The organism is Mesorhizobium sp. B3-1-6, assembly GCF_006439555.1.
Classification (GTDB): Bacteria; Pseudomonadota; Alphaproteobacteria; order Rhizobiales; family Rhizobiaceae; genus Mesorhizobium.
The window spans coordinates 1-22,793 of the sequence record NZ_VFTM01000046.1 but is presented as its reverse complement, the minus strand read 5'-3'; the positions used below and the strand labels follow the sequence as shown (position 1 = coordinate 22,793).

General features: G+C 62.7%; 13 protein-coding genes. 12 read left to right on the top strand and 1 reads right to left on the bottom strand.

The features are described from left to right. Nucleotides 1–129: 129 nt before the first annotated feature. The 3 genes from FJ414_RS28765 to FJ414_RS28755 are packed head-to-tail and all read left to right on the top strand — an operon-like array spanning nt 130 to nt 2,327. Nucleotides 130–1,092: a GTP-binding protein gene (locus FJ414_RS28765; protein WP_140647738.1), complete on the top strand. Its 963-nt coding sequence runs from the start codon at nt 130–132 to the stop codon at nt 1,090–1,092. Nucleotides 1,093–1,123: 31 nt separating this feature from the next. Then, on the top strand, nt 1,124–1,447 hold the full coding sequence (locus FJ414_RS28760; RefSeq protein ID WP_181181745.1) for a nitrate reductase: 324 nt from the start codon (nt 1,124–1,126) through the stop codon (nt 1,445–1,447). A gap of 4 nt (nt 1,448–1,451) precedes the next feature. Continuing rightward, nucleotides 1,452–2,327: an alpha/beta hydrolase gene (locus FJ414_RS28755; RefSeq protein WP_140647737.1), complete on the top strand. Its 876-nt coding sequence runs from the start codon at nt 1,452–1,454 to the stop codon at nt 2,325–2,327. A gap of 63 nt (nt 2,328–2,390) precedes the next feature. Here the strand turns inward: FJ414_RS28755 and FJ414_RS28750 are convergent, their stop codons facing one another. Continuing rightward, entirely contained in the window at nt 2,391–2,816 is a 426-nt protein-coding gene (locus tag FJ414_RS28750) for a Fur family transcriptional regulator (protein ID WP_181181744.1), read from the bottom strand. A 103-nt stretch (nt 2,817–2,919) separates the two neighbouring features. Here FJ414_RS28750 and zigA point away from each other — a divergent pair, with 103 nt between their 5' ends. The 9 genes from zigA (at nt 2,920) to FJ414_RS28675 (ending at nt 22,080) form a co-directional block, all read left to right on the top strand. After that, entirely contained in the window at nt 2,920–4,137 is a 1,218-nt protein-coding gene (gene zigA / locus FJ414_RS28745) for a zinc metallochaperone GTPase ZigA (protein WP_140647735.1), read from the top strand. Beyond that, nucleotides 4,134–4,277, top strand: coding sequence for a hypothetical protein (locus FJ414_RS31610; protein WP_181181743.1), 144 nt, complete (start codon nt 4,134–4,136; stop codon nt 4,275–4,277). Before zigA ends, FJ414_RS31610 begins: the two co-directional genes overlap by 4 nt. Further along, entirely contained in the window at nt 4,274–5,059 is a 786-nt protein-coding gene (locus tag FJ414_RS28740) for a metal ABC transporter ATP-binding protein (protein WP_140647734.1), read from the top strand. Before FJ414_RS31610 ends, FJ414_RS28740 begins: the two co-directional genes overlap by 4 nt. After that, on the top strand, nt 5,056–5,925 hold the full coding sequence (locus FJ414_RS28735) for a metal ABC transporter permease (RefSeq protein ID WP_140647733.1): 870 nt from the start codon (nt 5,056–5,058) through the stop codon (nt 5,923–5,925). The genes FJ414_RS28740 and FJ414_RS28735 overlap by 4 nt, the downstream gene beginning before the upstream one ends. 18 nt (nt 5,926–5,943) lie before the next feature. Beyond that, nucleotides 5,944–6,840: a zinc ABC transporter substrate-binding protein gene (locus FJ414_RS28730; protein WP_140647732.1), complete on the top strand. Its 897-nt coding sequence runs from the start codon at nt 5,944–5,946 to the stop codon at nt 6,838–6,840. Between the two features lie 172 nt (nt 6,841–7,012). Further along, nucleotides 7,013–7,228, top strand: a complete 216-nt coding sequence (locus FJ414_RS28725) for an invasion associated locus B family protein (protein WP_140647731.1) — start codon at nt 7,013–7,015, stop codon at nt 7,226–7,228. Nucleotides 7,229–7,922: 694 nt separating this feature from the next. Then, entirely contained in the window at nt 7,923–19,400 is an 11,478-nt protein-coding gene (locus FJ414_RS31605; protein ID WP_246672521.1) for an autotransporter-associated beta strand repeat-containing protein, read from the top strand. 130 nt (nt 19,401–19,530) lie between these two features. Further along, nucleotides 19,531–20,076, top strand: a complete 546-nt coding sequence (locus FJ414_RS28680; RefSeq protein WP_140647730.1) for an invasion associated locus B family protein — start codon at nt 19,531–19,533, stop codon at nt 20,074–20,076. A gap of 669 nt (nt 20,077–20,745) precedes the next feature. Next, nucleotides 20,746–22,080, top strand: a complete 1,335-nt coding sequence (locus tag FJ414_RS28675; RefSeq protein ID WP_140647729.1) for a site-specific integrase — start codon at nt 20,746–20,748, stop codon at nt 22,078–22,080. Nucleotides 22,081–22,793: the final 713 nt, after the last annotated feature.

Sequence of the window (22,793 nt, the reverse complement as noted above, 5' to 3'; positions counted from 1 at the left end):
ATTCCTCGCCCTCTATGACGAGGAAGCGTCCCGAAGGACACCCGTTCAACCCTCACATCTTTGTGCTTGATACGTTATACTATAACCGATAACAAGATGAAAACCGCCCCCTCAACGGAGTTTCCAGCCATGCAGACCCAGACTCCAGTGACCGTGCTGACCGGCTATCTCGGCGCGGGCAAAACCACGCTGTTGAACCGTATCCTGTCCGAAAATCACGGCAAGAAGTTTGCCGTCATCGTCAACGAGTTCGGCGAGGTCGGTATCGACAACGATCTTATCGTCGACGCCGACGAAGAAGTGTTCGAGATGAACAATGGCTGCATCTGCTGCACGGTGCGCGGCGATTTGATCCGCATCATCGACAGCCTGATGCGCCGTCGCGACCGTTTCGACGCGATCCTGGTGGAGACGACCGGCCTCGCCGACCCGGCGCCGGTCGCGCAGACATTTTTCGTCGACGAGGACGTTCGTTCCAAGACCAGGCTCGATTCCATCGTGACTGTGGTCGACGCCAAGCATCTGCTCGGCGAGATCGACGAAGCGCACGAAGCCCAGGAGCAGTTGGCATTCGCCGACACTGTGCTGCTCAACAAGACCGACCTCGTCTCGGCCGAAGACCTGAAGGAGGTCGAAAGCCGCATCCGGCGCATCAACCCCACTGTTTCCATCCACCGCACACAGCGTTGCGACGTCGATCTCGACAAGGTTCTCGGCCGCAATTCGTTCGACCTCGACCGTATCCTCGAAGTTGAACCGGATTTCCTCGACGAGTTCCACGAGCATGAGCACGATGACCATGTGACCAGCTTCGCCCTGGTCACCAGGGAACCGCTCGACCCGAAAAAATTCCTGCCGTGGCTGCAGACGGTCACGCAGCGGTTCGGCATGGATATGTTGCGCATGAAGGGCATTCTCGCTTTCAAGGACGACGACGACCGCTTTGTGGTGCAAGCCGTCCATATGCTGCTGGAAGGCGATCACCAGCGGCCGTGGAAGGCTGATGAGGAACGGACCAGTCGTCTTGTCTTCATCGGCCGCAATCTGCCGAAGGGTATCATCGAGAGCGGGTTCATGGGGTGCCGGGCGTGACCTTCGCCTATCACGAGAGGCCGCGAAGCTGGTGAAATTCGTCAATCCCTTTGCGCCCAGACGGGGGCCTTCATCATCTCATGCCGACAGGATCAAACAATGGATACGCGATCGGCTTGATCTGAAGGAAGATGTCGCAATCACCGTGACGGAGGTTCGCTGCCGCGAATCCGGCTGTCCTGACCTGGAGACAGTCATCAGCATATTGGAGCGGCCGATACGCTCCTTGCGCGTCGGCAAGGCCGTGGCAATGATCGCAGAGCCCGACATCGCGCTCGCGCTGCAAATCGGGCAACGGCTTCTCGACGCAAACGCGGAGAGTTCATCCCCGAAGGTCAGCGTCAAACAGCATTGAAGGCATGGACTGGATCGAGGATCAAATTGAATGGATTGCGGACGGCAAAAAGGTTGCCGTCGGCCTGACCCGTTTTGGAACGGGCAAGAACCTGCTCCTTTTGCCGGCGCTCAGCTCGATCTCGACCCGCGCCGAAATGCGACCGCTGCAGGAGCGGCTCGGCGCATCCTTTGCCACGACGGCCATCGACTGGCCCGGCTTCGGCGCCTTGCCTCGCCCCAGGATTGCCTGGCGCCCGGAACTTTATCGTACATTCCTGCGCTTCGTGACGCAGAGTGTCGTTCAGCCTGCTGCGATCATCGCCGCCGGTCATGGCGCGGGCTATGCGCTGGCAGTGGCCGCCGAAAATCCGGGTGGCTTCGGTCGCCTTTGCCTGCTGTCGCCGACCTGGCGTGGGCCGCTTCCAACCATGACCGGCAGGCGCATGGCGCTGTTTCGCGGGCTGGCCAAGGCCGTCGACCTGCCTCTCGCCGGGTCTTTTCTCTATCGGCTCAATGTGAACAGCCTTGTCATCGGCATGATGGCGCGCGGCCATGTCTATGCCGATCCGGCCTGGCTGACGCCGGAGCGCATGGCCGAAAAACGCACCGTCACCGACGCGCCTGGCGCCCGCTACGCTTCCTTCCGCTTCGTCGCCGGGGAACTCGATCCGTTCACCGATCGCGATGCCTTCCTGGAAAGCGCGCGACGAATCTTGACGAAGATACTCGTCGTCTACGGCGGCGGAACCCCACGCAAGTCCAAGGCGGAGATGACGGGCCTGGCATCGCTGACGAATGTGCGGACCGTCGAGCTGCCGCGCGGCAAGCTCTCATTCTACGAGGAGTTTCCGGACCAGACCTGGGAGACGATCCACCCGTTTCTCCTCGAATCCGACTGAGGTCGGATCGGTGGCCGGTTCGCGATGCCGGGTATGGCGTTGGCGTGACCTGTGGTTGCTGATTCAGGAAGCTGAGGCATTGCAGCTGGCGCAGCGCACCTTGAGTTCAATGGCGACAGTATCGACCTGAAAGGCCTCTTGCTCGGCCCAGGCCACAAGCCGGCGATCGACTGTCTCGTCATGGTGTTCAACAACAGTTCCACACCGGTCGCAGACCGCGAGGATCGTTGTTTGTCCATGATGGGGGTGCGCGTCGGTGCAGCGCACAAAGGCGTTCATGCTCTCGACCTTGTGGACGATACCGCATTGAATAAGACTGTTGACCGCCCGGTAAACCTGCACCGGTGATTTGATCCCCCGAGGCCCAAGTTCCCTCAAAATCTCGTAGGCGCCGATCGGCTTACCTGCCCTGTCTATGATCTCCAGCACGAGCGCCTGGTTCTTGGTCAGACCGCCGGGGATCGTGCCGACGCGATTGAGATCGAGCATTCGGTTCACATTTCTGTTATGAAATAACATAACTTTCTGTTGACCAATGTAATAACATAACCTACCCAGGGGTCAACTGGAATTGAAATCTACCGGAGATCACATGCAAGCAGAGGCAGGGCGCAAATTGCCGGTGACCGTCCTTTCCGGCTTTCTCGGCGCCGGAAAGACGACACTTCTCAACACTATTCTCGGCAATCGCCAGGGTCGGCGGGTCGCTGTGATCGTCAACGATATGAGCGAGGTCAACATCGATGCGTCGCTGATCCGCGACGGCGGGGCGAACCTGTCGCGGACCGACGAGCAACTGGTCGAGATGACCAATGGCTGCATCTGCTGCACCTTGAGGGACGACCTTCTGAAGGAAGTTCAGGCGCTGGCAAGGCAGGGCCGGTTTGACAATCTTCTGATCGAATCCACCGGCGTTTCCGAGCCGCTTCCGGTTGCCTCCACCTTCGAGTTTCGTGACGAAAATGGCGTCAGCCTGTCGGACGTTGCGAGGCTCGACGCCATGGTCACCGTGGTCGACGCCGCCAATCTGCTGAAGGACTACGCCTCGAGCGATTTCCTGAAGGATCGCGGTGAATCGCTTGGCAATGGGGACAACCGCGCGCTTGTCGATCTGCTGGTCGAGCAGATCGAATTTGCCGATGTCATCGTGCTCAACAAGGTGTCGGCCGCGACGGCGGCCGACCTCGACGCCGCGCGAAAGATCGTGCGTGCGCTCAATCGGGATGCGCGGATCATCGAGACTGATTTTGGTCGGGTGGACCTTGCGGCAATCCTCGATACCGGCCTGTTCGATTTCGACAAGGCGCATGAGCATCCGCTCTGGTTCAAGGAGCTGAACGGCTTTTCCGAACACGTTCCCGAAACCGAGGAATACGGGATTAGTTCGTTCGTTTACCGGGCGCGCCGGCCCTTCGATCCGACGAGATTCAAGGCTTTCATCGACCGCGCATGGCCGGGCGTCGTCCGCGCCAAGGGATTCTTCTGGCTGGCCACGCGCCCGCAGCATGTTGGCGAATTGAGCCAGGCTGGTGCGTTGGTCCGCAGCGGCCGGCGCGGCTTCTGGTGGTCGGCGGTTCCGAAGGCCAGATGGCCCGACAACGACGGCTGGCGCCAATGCATGCAGCCTTATTTCGATCCGGTCTGGGGAGACCGCCGGCAGGAGATCGTCTTCATCGGAACGCACCCGATGAACGAAGCGCGCATCCGGGATGAACTCGATTCCTGCCTGGTTGCCGCCGAAACTTTCTCGCCGGCACAATGGCAGCATCTGTCCGATCCGTTTCCGCGCTGGACGGAGGAAGCCGCATGAACTGGCTGCGAATCTCGGCGGGGCGATCGATCTTCGCCCGCAGCTTCCTCGTCTGGTCTGCGTTCGAGCGTCTGGGGGTCTTGGTCCTCGTCATCGTCGCGCTGTGGCTGGCGGTTGCTTGGGCGGTGTCGCTGGCATGAACAAGACAGATCCCGCAGCCGCCGAGGCGGGCGGCCGCCTCATCAGCCTGTCGAACGTGACAGTCGCCTACGATCGGCGCCCGGCCGTGCATCATCTTTCCGGCTCATTTCTTCCGGGCAGCATGACGGCGATCGCGGGCCCGAATGGCGCCGGCAAATCGACGCTGGTCAAGGCGCTGATGAACCAGCTCCCTGTCGTGGAAGGACATATCGACCACGCCGGGCTTTCCTCGCGCGACCTCGGCTACCTGCCGCAGGCGGCGGAGATCGACCGCAGTTTCCCGCTGAGCGTCGGAGACACGGTCATGCTCGGCGCGTGGCACGTCGTCGGTGCGTTTCGCGGTATCACCGCGGAGATCACGGCGAAGGCGCGTGAGGCGCTGTCGGCCGTCGGCCTGGAAGGGTTCGAACGTCGTCCCATTGGCTCGCTGTCCGCAGGGCAGTTCCAGCGTGTGCTGTTCGCCCGGCTGCTGCTGCAGGACGCACGGGTCATCCTGCTTGATGAGCCATTCACCGCCATCGACGCCAGGACCACGCGCGACCTGATGGATATCCTGCTGCGTTGGCACCGCGACGGCCGCACGATCATCGCCGTCCTGCATGATTTCGAGCAGGTGCGGGCACATTTCCCCGAAACGCTGCTGATCGCCCGCGAACCGATCGGATGGGGTCCGACATCATCGGTGATGACCGCAGAGAATCTGCTCAAGGCAAGAGCCATGGCGGAAAACTGGGACGACTTTGCCGAGGTTTGTCACCGGCCGGGGAATAAGGCGGCATGAGCCTCCACGACCTGCTTTTGGCGCCTTTCGCCGACTATGGTTTCATGCGCCGGGCGCTTGTCGCCTGTTTCTGTCTGGGGTTGGGTTCCGGCCCGGTCGGCGTGCTTCTGATGCTGCGCCGTATGAGCCTGGTCGGAGATTCGCTCAGCCATGCCGTGTTGCCCGGTGCGGCGGTCGGCTTCCTGTTCGCGGGCTTTTCGCTGACGGCCATGGGCATCGGCGGGCTGATCGCCGGGCTCGCCGTTGCGATCCTGTCGGGCATCGTAAGCCGCACGACGTCGCTGCGCGAGGATGCCAGTTTCGCCACCTTCTATCTCACGTCGCTCGCCGCCGGCGTTCTGATCGTCTCGCTGCGCGGATCCAGCCGGGATCTGCTGCACGTACTGTTCGGCACCATCCTCGCGATCGACGCGCCGGCGCTTTACCTCGTCGCGACGATCGCTTCGCTCACGCTGATCATCCTTGCGATCGTATACCGCCCGCTGATCGCAGAATGTTTCGACCCCGGATTTCTTCGCGCGGTCGGAGGACGCGGGTCGCTCCACCATCTCGTCTTTCTCTTCCTGGTCGTTCTCAATCTCGTCGCCGGCTTTCAGGCCTTGGGTACGCTCATGGCGGTGGGGCTCATGATGCTGCCCGCCGCAATTGCCCGGCTATGGGTACGCAGCGTGCCCGGAATGTTCATCGTCGCGGCTTCGACGGCAGCGCTCTCCGGTTTCGTCGGGCTGATCGCCTCATTCCATCTCGGCTACGCCTCAGGACCATGCATCATCCTGACCGCAAGCCTCCTTTATTGCGTCTCGCTGCTTGCCGCTCCGTCGGGTGCCGTGCGGCGTCTGTTTCCCCGCCCACACCTTACGGGCTGATCACCAAGGAGAGTTTCGATGAGAAGACTGAACATGATGGCCACGCTTGGGCTGAGCGCTGTTGCCGTGTTGGCGGTGGCGGCCGCTGCCTCCGCGAAGACGCTGCATGTCGTTGCGAGCTTCACGGTGCTTGCCGACGTGGCCAAGGAAGTCGGCGGCAGCAATGTCGAAGTCAAGACAATCGTACCGGCCGACGGCGATCCCCATGAATACGAGCCGACGCCAGACGACGCCAAGAACCTCAAGGCCGCCGATGTCGTTTTCGTCAGTGGCGAAGGGCTGGAGGGCTGGATGGATCGCCTGATCAGCGGTTCCGGTTACACCGGAACGCCGGTCGTCGCTTCCGAAGGCGTCAAGACCCGCACGATGGACGAGGACGGCAAGACCGTGACCGATCCGCATGTCTGGAACAGCCCGGTCAATGTCGAGGTCTGGGTCGGCAACATCGAGAAGGCGCTCGAGGTGGCCGATCCCGAGGGGGCAGGACATTTCAAGGCGAATGCCGAGAGATACATGAAGAAGCTTCATGAACTCGACGCCTACGCGCGTTCCAAGATCGACCCGATCCCGCAGGAGAAGCGCAAGGTGCTGACCAGCCATGACGCCTTCGGCTATTTCGGACGTGAGTACGGGGTTTCTTTCCTGTCGCCGCTTGGCTTGTCGACCGAGTCCGAGGCCTCGGCCGGCGACGTCGCCAAGCTGATCGAGCAGATCAAGAAAGAAGGCGTGAAGACCTATTTCTTTGAAAACTCCAACGATCCGCGTCTCGTCAAGCAGATCGCGGGCGCCACGGGCGCCGAAGCGGGCGGAGAGCTCTACGTCGAGGCCCTTTCGAAGGAGGACGGTCCTGCGCCAACCTACGCCAGGATGTTCAAATACAACGTCGACCAATTGGCTGCTGCCATGGCGAAATAAACGCTGGCGCAACAATAGAATATTCCATGCAAAAAGCGGATGGGGCCGTCGCCCCATCCGTAGGTTCACACTGCGATTCCGCCTCTAGCGATGAGATCGAAGAAGCCGCGCCTATCGGGAGGCCGGCTTGCGGCGTGACGGTGACCTCCAGAATCCAGTTACGGGTTTCAAGATGCGTGGGAGCCGCGATGGGCTCGCTTCCGCACCTGCCTGCCCGGCGGCTGGCCTCGTGGATATGAGCTTCGATGCCGAGACCTTGGCGACCCTGCGCGACGGTAAAAGCCTAAAGGTCAAGGTGGTCGCGGACGGCGGCAAGGAGACCAATCTGGCACTCTCGCTGAACGGCTTCCCCAGCGCCGTCGACAGGACGATGGCGCTGTTGAAGTAGACGTTCTATTTCCCGTACCGTTGCTCCTAGGCATCGGTAATGTGTTCGCAAAGCAGCTCCCCGTTACACCGGGTCTCGTTCGCTGGATTTCTCCGGATGGCTACCCGCGCGGTGTCTTCATGAGGGCCGTCGAGCAAAAATTCGGGATTCTGCAGTCGAATGTAAGATCTGACTTATATTTAAACCTCCTAATGTTTACATCTGTAAATCCGAAACAATTCAATTAACGTCTTTATAAGTTGCTTGATGTGTGATGTTCTTGACAGACTTGCTTTGCGGTGCCGATTCGGTCGCCAGTGCAACGCCACCATTGCCCGGGACCAAGGTGCGATCGCGGTTGGCAATCTGATCAGGCTGAGGAGAGGGTGATGCTGGAGCAGATCAAGCCAGCAGTGGGCATTGCGGATATATGAGGTCGTGGCGCAGCCTAGTCAGGCGAGTGGCGCGTCATTGCCGTCGGTCAGTCGACTGATGCAAGGATCCGCCGAGGGTCATCCCGTTCCGGCCTGGCAAAGCGGGCAGGCAACCCTCCTTGCCAACTGTCGGTTCGCCACCAACCCCTTCAACAAATTTCTTATCACATGGATCGGTCGGCTGCCGCCCCGGCCATATCGATTTGCAAGGCGGCCGGCATGTTACGACGACTGGTTGCGGCAGTGGCCATTCGACGCGGGGGAATATGATGGATAGAATCGTGAACAGCAAAGCAGGCATGTCGGCGGAGCCGACGCGCGAACCATCATTTGCCCATCGCCTGCTGCGCGGCGGCCGTATGACCAAATGGAAAGGCCAGGCGGCGAGCTATGCGCCGAATCTTGCCCACCTGGCTTCGACGGCAGCTCCGGTCTTGCGTGGTGCGCTTGTGTCGGCCGCGCTATTGGCCGGGCTTGGCGCCGTCCCTGCAGGGGCGGCCGATCTCTATTGGGACGTCAACGGCACCGCTGTGGGCCTCGGGGGTACCGGAGCCTGGAACACCTCGTCCCTGCTTTGGAATCCGAGCAGTGATGGTGTCACCGGGCCGATGGCCAGCTGGAACAATGCCGCCGTCGGCGGCGACAATGCCTTCTTCAACGGCACCGCCGGGACGGTGACGCTCGCGGGGCCGATGACGGCCCACAATCTGACCTTCGGTGTCGCGGGCTATACAATCGCTGGCAATACGCTGACGCTCACCGGCACGACGCCGACGATTTCCACTGCCGGAACCACCACAATAAGTTCGGTGATCGCCGGATCAGGCTTCACCAAAGTCGGTGCCGGCGGGCTGACGCTCACCGGCGCGAACACCTTCACGGGTGACATCACCGTCTCGGCCGGAGGACTCGGGCTCGCCAGCGACGCGTCGCTCGGCGCGGCCGGCAATGGCGTCTCGCTTGCGAATGGTACCTCTATCGGCTCGACCAGCGCACTTGCCGCCAGCCGGGTTGTTACGATCGTCAGCGGACGTGCGCTCGCAGCTAGTGGGGCGCTCACAGCGCGCTTCACCGGGGCTGGCGGGCTACAGGTTTCAGGCACAATCAGCAACGACGCCAACGACTATACAGGTCAGACGATTTTCGGCCAGGGCACCAACGGCTTCACCTCGGTAGCAAACCTTGGGGTGGCAAGCTCGCTCGGCGCGCCTACGGATACGGCGTCGGGTACCATCACTGTAAGCGCCGGTGGCGGAGTGAGCGGCAATCTGGTCTATTCCGGTGACGGCGACAGCTCCAATCGCAACTGGAGTTTCAACAACACCTCCAGCGGAGGCAACTATCTCCAGAACCTGGGCACCGGGACGCTGACGCTGACCGGCGGTATTCTTGCCGGCGGTGCCTACGGACTTACCATGAATTTCTCCGCGGCGTCCGGCGACATGGACCTGCTGGGCGTCATTAGTTCCTCGGCCGCCCGGGCTATCGCCTTTACGGGAAATGCTGGCCGGGTCATCACCCTCGGGGACGCCAACACCTACACCGGGCCGACCACGATCAACACTATCACCGTCAAGGCCGCGACCCTGGCGAACAGCGGTGCCAACAGCTCGTTCGGCACCGGCAACACTATCAATTTCGGCGGCGGCACGCTGAGCTATACCGGAACGGGCTCGGCGACCAACCGCACGCTGACGATCTCGGGCTCCAGCACCATCAGCAATGACGGCGCCGGCGCGCTCTCCTTCAGCGGACCGACGAGCTTTGTCGCGGGCGGCGTCGCCGATACGCTGACGCTCGGCGGCAGCTTCGCGGGGGCGAACACATTCTCCGGCGTGATCTCCGGCGCCGGCAACCTCACCATGAACGGCGCCGGCACCTGGGTGGTGAGCGGCAGCAACACTTTCACCGGCACCACCACGGTCCAGAGCGGAACGCTCACCGCCGGCAGCTCTGCTGCATTCGGGCCTTCCAATCCGCTTGTCGTCAATGGCGGCACGCTTGACCTGGGTGGCTTCGACATAACCGCGCGCTCCTTGGCGGGCACCGGCGGGACCGTGGACCTCGGCAGCAACAACCTGACGGTGAACGGCACATCGGGCAGCGCCACCTATGCCGGCGTCATTACCGGCACCGGCGGCCTCACCAAGCTAGGTGCCAGCACGCAGACGCTGACGGGCGCCAACACCTATTCCGGCGCGACCAGCATCGGCGGCGGCACGCTGGCGCTGGATTTCACAGCGCCCGGCGCGCCGACGAACAATATCGTTTCCATATCCTCGGCGCTCAATATGAGCGGCGGCACGCTCACCGTGAAAGGTGGCACCGGGACGAACAGCCAAAGCTTCAATGGCCTGAACGTCACGGCGGGCAACAACCGGATCAACGCGACCGCTGGCGCGGGCGGCGTGCTGACGGTCAATCTCGGCGCCGTCAGCCGTACCGGCGGTCTGGTCGATTTCGGCATCGGCACGGGAACGTCGATGGCCACCAGCAACGCCAATGGCGCGCTTGGCGGCTGGGCAACCGTCAACGGCACCGACTATGCGCAAGTGTCGGGCGGCTTCATCACCGCATTCACCGCCTATGTTGATGAGGACAATGCGGCCCTGTGGGCGACGGGCAATATCCTTAGCGACGAAACCGGCAACGCCAATACGCCCTATTTCGGCACGGTGAACGGCAATGTCGCGCTCGGCGGCCTCAAATACACGGCGGCGGCCAATTCCATCGTCACTGTTGGCGCCGGCAATACGCTCGGCGTGGACGGCACTATAATCGTCTCTCCCTCGGTCGGAACCGCTAACCAGACCATCCAGGGCGGCTCCTTGACCGGAGGCGCCGGTGGAAGCGCGCTTGGCGTGCAGCAGAACAGTGGCGGCACCTTCACCGTCGCCTCGAACATTATCAACAACGGTGGCCCGACCTCCTTCACGGTGGGCGGCACGGGAGGCTCGACCGGCACCGGTGTCGTCGCGCTGACGGGCAGCAACAGTTACACCGGTGCGACGACGGTGAGCGGTGCCACGCTCGCCTTCAACAGTGTCGCCAATGGCGGCGCGGCGAGCGGCATCGGCGCCTCATCCAGCGCGTCGTCGAACCTGGTGATCGAGAACGGCACGTTGCGCTACACCGGCGCAACGGCCTCGACCGATCGCGGCTTCACCCTCGTCAACGGCGGTCCATCGCGCACCTTCGAGGTCACCAACGCCGCCACCAACCTGACGTTCTCCGGCCAAGTGACCAGCCCGGACGATGCCGGCTTCACCAAGACCGGCGCCGGCACGCTGACGCTGACCAACGCGAGCAACGACTATGTCGGCGCCACCACCATTGCCGGCGGCACGCTGGCCGTAAGCGCGCTTGCCAATGGCGGGCAGGCAAGCGGTATCGGCGCGGCGAGCAATGCTTCATCCAATCTTGTGCTGCAGAACGGTGGGAAGCTCAGCTATATCGGCGGAACCACCAGCAGTGACCGTGGCTTCACGCTCGGCACCGGCGGCGGAGCTATCGACGTAATCGGCGGCACCACGCTGACGATGAGCGGGGTTGGCACCGGGACAGGCGGTCTCAACAAGGGCGGCGCCGGTGTCTTGGTGCTGTCGGGCACGAACAATTATACCGGCGGCAGCGCGGTAAGCGCTGGCATTCTGCGTGCAGGGTCTGCCGGTGCGTTCGGCACAGGGGCGATGACAGTGGCCGCGGGAGCTACTCTCGATCTGGCCAACAACAACAACACCGTGGGCGGGCTCGGCGGCGGGGGCAGCGTGCTGCTGGGCGCGGCGACCCTGACGACGAACGGCAACGGCAGCTTTTCGGGCACGATTAGCGGCACGGGTGGTCTGACGGTCGCAGGCGGCACCGAGACGGTAAGCGGTTGCACCAATAGCTATTCCGGCGCGACCATCATAAACGCCACGTTGAGCGTCAGCTGCTTGCGCAATGGCGGACAGGCGAGCGACATCGGCGCATCGAGCAACGCGTCGACGAATCTGCAGGTCAACGGGACTTTGATCTACACGGGCGCCAGCGTAAAGACCGACCGCGGCTTTGCGCTAAGCTCCGGCCAGATCAATGTGTCGAACGCGGGAACCACGCTGGAATTCAGCGGGGTTGCGACGGGGACCCAACTCGAAAAGGCCGGACCGGGCACCTTGGTCTTATCCGGCGCCAACACCTACAACGGTGCGACTTTCGTCAACGGCGGCACCCTCCGCGCGGGGTCGACCAGCGCATTCGGCTCGAGCGGCCTGCGAATGGACACGACCGGGGCAACCCTGGATCTGAACGGTTTCAGCAATACGGTCGGTTATATCAGCCAAGGCAATCTGGGCATTACTGGCGGCAACATCACGCTTGGCAGCGCCACGTTGACGATAAGCGGTATCGGAAGCGCCAATTACAACGGTGCCATCAGCGGCAGCGGCGGGCTTGTGAAGAACGGGGGCAGCATACAAACCCTCTCCGGTGTGGCCAGCAGCTATACAGGCGCGACCACGATTAACGGCGGTGTTCTCGCTGCGGCGAACCTGACGAATGGGCTTTCCAACAGCTCGATCGGCGCCTCGGGCTCCGCGCCGAGCAATCTTGTCCTCAACGGCGGCACGCTGCAGTATATCGGGTCCGGAGGCAGCACCGATCGTCAATTTACACTTGGTGCGAGTGGCGGCGGTCTTGGCGCATCCGGTACCGGCGCGATCGATTTTACCAGCACGGTGCCGATTATGCTGTCTGGCAGCGGCAACCGTACCCTGACGCTCACCGGCACGAGTACGGCCAACAACTCGCTTTCGGCGCGCATTGACAATCCCGCAAGCGGCACGACTTCGCTCACGAAGACCGGCACCGGCACTTGGGTACTCAAGAACCAGACCAGCACCTATACCGGCGCCACGACGATCAGCGGCGGCGTGCTTGCCGTCGACAAGCTCGCCGATGGCGGCCAGGCGAGTTCAATCGGGAAGTCGTCGAACCTGGCATCCAGCCTCGTGATCGGCAGCGGTTCGACGCTGCGCTATACCGGCACGGGCGACACCACCGACCGGCTGTTCACGCTGCAGACAGGCGTCAGCTTCATCGAATCGTCCGGCACTGGGGCGATCCAGTTCACCAATACCGGGTCCGCATTATACAGTGGGGCCGGAGCGCGCACGCTGGCGCTGGGCGGCACGAACACCGGTCTCAACATAATGGGCGGAACGATCGTCGACCAGAATGCCACGACCGCGAAAACGACGCTGGCCAAGAACGATAGCGGCACCTGGGTGCTGACGGGCAACAACAGCTATTCCGGCAACACCGTCATCAATGATGGCAACCTGGTCGTCGGCAACGGCGGCACGTCGGGCAACGCCGGCACAGGCAATGTCGTCGTCGTCAACTCAACCTCGACGCTGTCGTTCAATCGCAGCGATACGTTCAACTTCGCCGGCAATCTGAGCGGCGCGGGCAACATCGCCCAGATCGGCGTCGGCACGACCAGGCTGACGTCGGCGATCGACAGCAGCATCGGCGGCACGACGCAGGTCGATGCCGGCATGCTGGAATTGGCAACCAACCTGACCAGCAGCGGCGGCACGACCGTGAATGCCGGCACGCTGCAGGTCGACGCGGGCAAGGTGCTGACCACGCCGACCCTCGCCATGGATGGTGGCTCGACCTTGAACGTCAATGGCACCGTGCAGGCGGTCGGCGCGACCCCCATAGCAATCACCGGCGACGCAGGGGCAAGCACGATCAACATCGCCAATGGCGGCACGCTGCGCGGCAATGGCGACCTTGGCGGTGGCAGCGACACTGTCAACCTGACCGGGACCTTGAACACCGGCGCCGGAGCACTGAACCTTGGCGCCGGCAACGACACGCTGACGCTTAACGACGGCGCCGTTCTCACCGGAACAGTCAACGCCGGCACCGGTGGCGAGACGGGCGCGGGCGACGCGCTTCGGGTAATCAACACGGTGAATCGCACAGTCCAGGGCGCGGGCATCAGCGGGTTCGAGAGCCTGGACAAGCAGGGCACCGGAACGTTGACGCTTGTTGGTGACCACAGTTACAGCGCCGGCACGACGATCCAGGGCGGGACGCTCCAGGTGGGCAGCGGCGCGACAGCGGGTACCTTGACGACACCGAGCGTAGCCAACAACGGCACGCTCGCGTTCAACCTGAACAACAACTATGCCTTCGACGGGGCCATCTCTGGCACGGGTTCGGTCAACAAGCTCGGCACCGGCGTTACAACGCTCACCGGCACCAACAGCTATAGCGGCGCCACCAACGTCAATGCCGGGACGCTGTTGATCAACGGCAACCAGTCGGGTGCTACTGGCCCGACATCGGTCGCGAGCGGCGCGACCCTCGGCGGCACCGGCACCATCGGCGGCAGCGTCACCGTGGCCGACGGCGGCACGCTCGCCCCCGGCGGCGCCGGCAATGCTCCAGGCACGCTGACCATCAACGGCAACCTCGCGCTGGGCAACTCCAACCTCAACGTCAATTTCGGCCAGGCAAACGTGCCCGGCGGTCCGCTGAACGATCTCATCAACGTCGGTGGCAACCTGACGCTGGACGGCACGCTGAACGTGACCCAGAGCCCGGGAGGAACCCTGGGTCCCGGCGTGTACCGCATCATCAGCTACAACGGCTCCCTTGCGGATAACGGTCTCGACGTCACGGATCCCAACTATTTCGTGCAGACCTCGGTGGCCAACCAGGTCAACCTGGTCAACTCGGCCGGGCTGCAGCTCAGCTATTGGGACGGCAACGCCGGCCCCCACTCCAATGGCGCGGTGAATGGCGGCAGCGGCACCTGGCGCGCCGCAGGCGACCAGAACTGGACGGACATCACCGGAACGTTCGCTGCTCCCTTCGCCAATGCCAGCTTTGCGATTTTCCAGGGAGCCGCCGGCACGGTCACGGTGGACGGCACGAACGGCCCGGTGCAGGCCGCCGGCATGCAGTTCGCGGCGGACGGCTACCTGGTCCAGGGCGCGGACATCGGCCTGGTCGGCCCGCAATCGATCATCCGTGTCGGTGACGGCACGGCGGCGAGCGCGGCCTATGTCGCGACGATCGCATCCAACCTGACGGGCGCCACCCAGTTGGTGAAGACCGATCTCGGCACGCTGGTGCTGTCAGGCCCCAACACTTATGCCGGTGGCACGGCCATCAATGGCGGCACGGTTCAGATCGCGTCGGACAACAATCTCGGCAACGCCTCCGGCGGTCTTTCGCTCGACGGCGGCACGCTGCACACGACGGCCGATATCACTTCTACCCGCGCCGTGACGCTCAGCGCGGGCGGCGGCACCTTCGACACCGACGGCGCGACCAGCCTGGCGCTCACCAACACGGTGAGCGGCGCCGGAACTTTGACCAAGGAAGGCGGCGGCACACTGGTGCTCAGCGGCGCCAACAGCTACCAAGGCGGCACCGTCATCGATGGCGGCACGGTCCAGATCACCGCCGACGCCAATCTCGGCGATGTGGCCGGTAAGGTTACCTTCGATGGCGGCACGTTGCACGTGACAGGGGGCGGCCTGACCTCCACACGAGACGTAACGCTCAACGCCGGCGGCGGTACAATCAACGTCGACAACTTCGTGGAATGGGCCGGCACGATAGACGGGACCGGTGCACTCACCGCGGGCAGTCCTGGATTCCTCGCCCTCACGGCCGACAACACCTATGCCGGCGGCACGACCATTGCGAGCGGCATCCTGATGCTGGGCACCGGCGGCACGACCGGGTCAATCCTCGGCGATGTGGTCGACAACGGCACGCTCAGCTTCAACCGCTCCAACCTCTATAGTTTCGGCGGCACGATCTCGGGCAGCGGCGGCGTCAGCCAGGATGGAACCGGCAACACCGTGCTCGCGGCCGACAACACTTACGGCGGCACCACGCTGATAGTCGGCGGAGGCGGGCTCTACATCAATGGCGACCAGACCGCCGCAACCGGATTGACCAACGTCAATTTCGGCACGCTGGGCGGCAACGGCACCATCGGCGGCGATGTGTTCGTCGACGTGGCCGGCAGGCTGGCCCCCGGTGGCCTCGGCTCCGCGCCCGGCGCGCTCACCATCAACGGCAACCTCGAACTGGCCGACGGCTCGAACCTTGATTACTCGTTCGGCCAGGCAGGCGTGGTCGGCGGCGCATACAATGATCTGACGGTCGTCCACGGCAATCTGGCACTCGACGGCACCATCAACGTGACGGAGGCCCCCGGCGGCAATTTCGGGCCGGGCATCTATCGCGTCATCAGCTATGACGGCACCCTGACCGACAACGGGCTCGACAGCAATTCGCCCACTCATGTCGTCCAGACCTCGATAGCGGGCCAGGTCAACCTCATCGACATCAGCGCCATGACGCTGAATTTCTGGGACGGCGACGCCGGCCCCAAGAGCAATAACGCCGTCAATGGCGGCAACGGCACCTGGCGGGCGGCCGGCGACGACAACTGGACCGGGCCGGCCGGCGATATCAACGCCGCCTTCTCGAACGGCAGCTTCGCGATCTTCTCCGGCCAGGCCGGCACGGTCGATGTCGACAGCACGACGAATGGCCAGGTGCAGGCCGCAGGCATGCAGTTCGCCACCGATGGCTACCTGATCCAGGGGCAGTCCATCGATCTGGTCGGGCCGCAGGCGACGATCCGGGTGGGCGACGGAACCCTGCCGGGTGCGGGCTACACCGCGACCATCGCTTCGGTGCTCCAGGGCAGCTCGCAGCTGGTCAAGACCGATCTCGGCACGCTGGTGCTGAGCGGCACCAATACCTACAGCGGCGGCACGGCCATCAATGGCGGCACGCTGCGGGTCTCGGCCGACGTCAACCTTGGCGATGGGGCTGGAGCGCTGTCGTTCGACAATGCCGCGACGCTGCAAAATACCGCCGCGTTCAGCTCGGCGCGCGACATCACGCTCAATGCCGGCGGCGGCACGTTGCAGACCGACGCCGATCTCACGCTGTCCGGCCCTATCGGCGGCGCGGGCGGCTTCACCAAGACGGGCGGCGCGGCGCTGACGCTGACGGGCACCAACTCCTATGCCGGAGCGACCACCGTGGCGGCAGGCGGGCTCTATGTCGATGGCGACAACAGCCTGGCCACAGGGCTTACCTCGGTTGAGATCGGCGCCACGCTTGGCGGCAAGGGCACGATCGGCGGCAACGTCGTGATCGCCGACGGCGCCACGCTCTCGCCCGGATCGGCAGACGGAACGCCGGGCACGCTGGCGATCGCCGGCGACCTGACGCTCTCCGGCGGCTCGATCCTCAACTACAGCTTCGGCCAGGCGAATGTCGCGGGCGGGGCGCTCAACGACCTCACCACCGTAGGCGGCAATCTGACGCTCGCCGGCACGCTCAATGTCACTGTCTCGCCGGGCGGCACCTTCGGCCCCGGCATCTACCGGGTGTTCGACTATGCCGGCACGCTGACGAACAACGGCCTGTCCGTCGGCTCCATCCCATCCTCGAACTACTTCGTTCAGACGTCCGTCGATCATCAGGTGAACCTCGTCAACACGCAAGGGCTGAACCTGAACTACTGGGACGGCGATGCCGGTCCGAAGTTCGACGGCACGGTCGATGGCGGTAGCGGCACCTGGCAGAGCTCCTTGGGCAACGACAACTGGACCGAAGACACCGGGTCGATCAACGCAGCCTATTCGGACGGCGCCTTCGCCATCTTCGCCGGCCAGGCCGGCACGGTGACGGTGGACAACGGGCTCGGCCAGGTGACGGCCGCCGGCATGCAGTTCTCGACCGACGGCTATGTCATTCAGGGCGGCGACATTGGCTTGGTCGGCGCGCAGTCGACGATCCGGGTCGGCGACGGCACCAGTGCCGGCGCAGGCTACACGGCGACGATCGCCTCCGCGCTCACCGGCAATGCTCAGCTCGTCAAGACGGATGCCGGAACGCTGGTGCTGACCGGCACCAACAGCTACACCGGCGGCACCGCCATCAATGGCGGCACGCTCAGGGTCTCGGCCGATGCCAATCTCGGCGATGCGGCCGGCGGGCTCTCCTTCAACGGCGGCACGCTCAACACCACCGCCAGCTTCGCCAGCGACCGTGCCGTCGACATGCTCGGCCAGGGCACGATCTCGACCGTCGCCGGGACCACCTTGACCCTGAACGGGGCATTGACCGGATCGGGCGCGTTCAACAAAGCAGGAGATGGTACGCTTGTCCTGACAGCCGTTGGCTCGGCCTTCTCGGGATCCACCTCTGTCCAGCAGGGCACATTGGCCGCGGGCGCGACAAACGTGCTCAGCTCCAGTTCGGCCTTCACCGTCGCCTCCGGCGGCACGCTTGACCTTGCCGGCTTCGACCAGACGGTGGCCTCGCTCGACAACAGCGGCGCGGTGCGGCTTGGCGCCGTGGCGCCCGGCACGGTGCTGACGGTGACCGGCGACTATGTCGGCAATGGCGGCAAAATCCTCATCAATGCCGCGCTCGACGGCGATGCCTCCACCACCGACAGGCTGGTGGTGCATGGCAACACGTCCGGCACCGGCATCCTGGCGGTCACCAATGCCGGCGGCGCGGGCGCGCAGACCAGCGAAGGCATCAAGATCGTCGACATCGACGGCAGTTCGGCCGGAACCTTCACGCTTGCCGGCGACTATGTCTTTGAGGGCGACCAGGCCGTGGTCGGCGGCGCTTACGCCTACCGGCTCTACAAGAACGGGGTGAGCACGCCGGCCGACGGCGACTGGTATCTGCGCTCGACGCTGATCAACCAGACCGGTCCGCTCTATGCGCCAAGCACGCCGCTCTACGAGGCCTATGAAGGCGTGCTGCAGAGCTTCAATGAACTGGGCACCTTGCAGCAGCGCACCGGCAACCGGACCTGGGGCGAAGGCGCGACGCCGCAAGGCGCGGACGTGCCCGGCCAGGGTCCGGTCGACGGCAACGCCATCTGGGCCCGCATCGATGCCGCGCATGGCAAGTTCGAGCCCAAGACCTCGACCACCGGCACCGATTACGACGTGACGACGTGGAAGCTCAACGCCGGTGTGGACGGCCTGCTGCATGAGAGCGAGGCCGGCATCCTGTTGGGCGGCATCACCGTCCATTACGGCACCGTCTCGTCGGATGTCGCGTCGAGCTTCGGCACGGGCTCGATCTCGGCCACCGGCTACGGCGTTGGCGGCACGCTGACCTGGTTCGGCAACAGCGGCTTCTACGTCGACACGCAGGCCCAGGCGACCTGGTATGACAGCGACATCAACTCGGCCGTGCTGGGCAAGCTTGCCGATGGCAACAACGGCTTCGGCTATGCGCTGAGCATCGAGAGCGGGCAGAAGATCGCGCTGCGCTCCAACTGGTCGCTGACCCCGCAGGCGCAACTTTCCTATTCGGCGGTCGACTTCGACAAGTTCACCGATCCGTTCGGCACCGTCGTGTCGCCCGGCAGCGGCGACAGCCTGATCGGCCGCCTCGGCATCTCGGCCGACTATGAGGACCAGTGGACCGACAGCGCCGGGCAGGTGAGCCGGGCGCATGTCTATGGCATCGCCAACCTCTATTATGACTTCCTCGACGGCACCGATGTCGATGTCTCGGGCGTGAAGCTTTCCAGCCAGAACCAGAAGTTCTGGGGCGGCGTCGGCCTCGGCGGCTCGCTCGACTTTGGCGACGGCAAGTATTCGGTCTATGGCGAGGCGCTCGCCAAGACCAGCCTGGCGAACTTCGGCGACAGCAATGTCATCAGCGGCAAGCTCGGCTTCAGCGTGCGCTGGTAGCGGCGTCGACGAGGCATCGGGCACAGCCCGGGTCGAGCAATCAGAATGCGCGCGGAAATGCGCATTCTCTGTCGTTCGCATTCGTCGTTCGCCTTCTGGGCGGTCCGACTTTTTGAGAGATGGAAACGAGATGATACGAAACAGCCGAATTGGATATGCCACGCTGATCGCCGCAAGCCTGCTCTCCCTTGCGGCCGCTTTCGCGCAAGACACGGCAGCCCTCCCAGGCGGGGCGACCTCGCTCAGGGAAGGGCATGGCGACTGGACCGTCTCGTGCAATCTCGCCACCCAGAACGGCGCCAATGTGAAGGTCTGCGCGCTGTCGCAGGAACAGACCGACAGCCAGTCGCGCCAGCGCGTGCTGGCGATGGAACTGCGCCCGGCCGGCGAGGCCATCCAGGGAACGCTGGTGCTGCCGTTCGGCCTGGCGCTGGACCAGGGCGTGACGCTCCAGATCGATGACGGCCCGGCCCTGCCGCCGCTGCGCTTCCGCACCTGCCTGCCCGGCGGCTGCCTCGTCGATCTGAGCTTCGACGCCGAGACCTTGGCCAACCTGCGCGACGGCAAAAGCCTCAAGGTCAAGGTGGTCGCGGACGGCGGCAAGGAGACCAATCTGGCACTCTCGCTGAATGGCTTCCCCAGCGCCGTCGACAGGACGGTGGCGCTGTTGAGGTGATCGCCGTCTTCTGGTTGATGACGAGTCGCTGATTGAGGTCTATTGCCGGCCAAATCTAATGCATGTCGCGCAAAAGTGTGCAGCGGTTTTGCGATAACGACATGCATGAAAATAAGGGCTTAAAAGCGCGTCGCCTGAATCCGTTTCGACGCGACGCGCTTTAGGCGCAAAAGTCGGCTTTCTAGCCCAATTGACCGTCTCTGCCGGAACTGCCGCCCAAGCTCCTCGACAGACCAAACACACTTGAGCGCTGCTTTTATGGGCAGGACCCAGCAACCGCTTTCCGTGGAATCAGTGCCGGGCACGTCATGCGAACGATGATTACGCGACCTTTGCTCCACGAAAGCAGCGGAAAGAGAGCCCTGTTGGTTGCGTGGGCAGTCTCCAGGCAAGCAAGGTAAGTCAGAATTGGCGTAACCGATTGAAATAGAAAGATAATTTGGCGCACCCGACAAGATTCGAACTTGTGACCTCTGCCTTCGGAGGCCGATTTAGCCAGTCTTTTCAATAACTTGTCTTTGCACGCTATGCTTCGCTAAGACACTACGACGACTGACTTTTTGTCGCTCCGAAAACCGAAGCCAGTATCCTATCGCAGGCCGGAGTTTCCGTCCGGGTGCTTCCGTGGTGCTTCCGCGGAGTCACTTCGACAGAGCCCTGAGGTGTGCGTTGGCTAAGCTGAACAAACGAACCGTGGATCAAGCGGGACCGCAAAAATCGGACTACTTCCTTTGGGATGATGAGTTGCCTGGATTCGGACTGCGCGTGTTTTCATCAGGTAAGCGCAGTTATCTCGTTCAGTATCGCGCTAAAGGTCGGACCCGTCGATTCACTATCGGCCCCCATGGCGTCTGGGCTCCAGAGGCGGCTCGAAAAGAGGCGCGTATTTTGATCGGTCGGATCGCGCAAGGCGACAACCCTGCGGAGACAAAACTTCTCGACGCTAAAACGATCACCATCAAAGAACTCTGCACCCGATATCTGGCTGATTGTGAAGCTGGACTTGTGCCAGGCAAAGGCGGCCGCCCTAAGAAGCCGTCGACCATGGAGATCGACCGTAGCCGTATCAGCCGCCACATCCTTCCGCTCCTCGGAAACCGGAGAGTGACCGAGATCACGTCGGCAGACATTGCCAAATTTCTGCGCGACGTTGCCAACGGCAAAACCCGGGCCGACATCAAGACGAAGAAGCGAGGCCGGGCGATCGTTCGGGGAGGGATTGGCACTGGCTCGCGCGGCGTAGGTCTTCTCGGCGGCATCTTCACGTATGCCATTCGGGAAGGCATCATCGAAAAGAACCCGGTTCACGGCTTTCGTAAACCAAAAGATCGCGTCCGTGACCGACGTCTGACGGAGCGTGAGTATCGAGCGTTAGGCAAGATTCTCGCGGACGCCGCTATCGACCCGCAGTTTTCAACGGCCGCCAAAATGGCGCGGGCACTCGCTATGACGGGATGTCGACGAGGCGAGATTATTAATCTGAGAATGGGCGAGGTCGACGTTCAGCGCAGCTGCATCAGGCTTGAGGATTCCAAGGAAGGCGCATCCACCCGGGCCATTGGCTTGCCCGTGGTCGAGTTGATTGAACCATTATTGTCCGACGATGAGGCTGATTTCGTGTTCCCCGGTACCGAGGAAGGGAAGCCATTGGTCGGCTTCCCAAAGCTATGGGAAAAGCTCGTCAAAGACACACCGCTTGAAAGCGTGACACCCCACGTGCTTCGTCACAGCTTCGCGAGCGTGGCAAACGATCTCGGCTTTACCGAGTCGACCATAGCTGCGTTGGTGGGACATTCTCGCGGAACGATCACAAGCCGCTACATCCACACGGTAGACACCGCGCTCGTAATGGCAGGTGACACAGTCGCTAGCTACATTCAGGCTTTGCTCGATGGAGCGAAGTTCGAGCGCGCAAATTATGCGCTCGATCACAGCGCGCGTAAGGATGCTATGCGGAAATTCTTGACGACGGCTGTAGGGTCTACCGGTACTAAGATGTCGTGACGGTGCAATTGCGCAACATCTTGCGGGTTGGTTGTCGCGTTTGCGTACATGCACTTCGTGACGGGGAGCCAGAGGTCGCCTCCCGAGGCATTATCTTTGCTCGATTCGACCTCACTTTTCTTCGTCGCGATTCGAGCGTTGGAAAGAACGGCGTGACGATGCCTCAACATTGGAAATGTCTTGCTGGATGGGCACGGGACCCGCGACCCGAAGACGTAATTGACAAGGACGGCGAGGTCGTAGAGTGGCCGCTGTTTGTTCACACGTCTCATTTCGGTGAAATTAATCCGCTGTAATTCGCAAGGCGTTCAGCGTCTCCGGCGTGATGGTGCCGGTTACCTTCAGATTGTAATCCGACTGCATTTCAGGAGCCCGGATCGCATCGCAGGGCTGGGTTCGAGTCCCCTCCTCCGCCAGATGTAATTGATTTTGTTTGATAATTTTCGTTTATTAAATTTTACCCGCCAAAATGCCCATCAATCGAAATGGCATTGATTCGGACGGGATGAGACAAAGGCAAAGGCCTCCGATGATGTTTCACGCTGTCGCAATACGATGCAGAGAAAGTCAATGAAAAACCTTCTGTTAACCGGTTGGTCGCTGGTTCGAATCCGGCCCGGGGAGCCAACATTTTCAGGTCCGTTCCGGACACATGGGTTACGGTTTATACCGGAGACATGGGTAACACTTTTGGCCCGAAGGGGTTTTGGAGT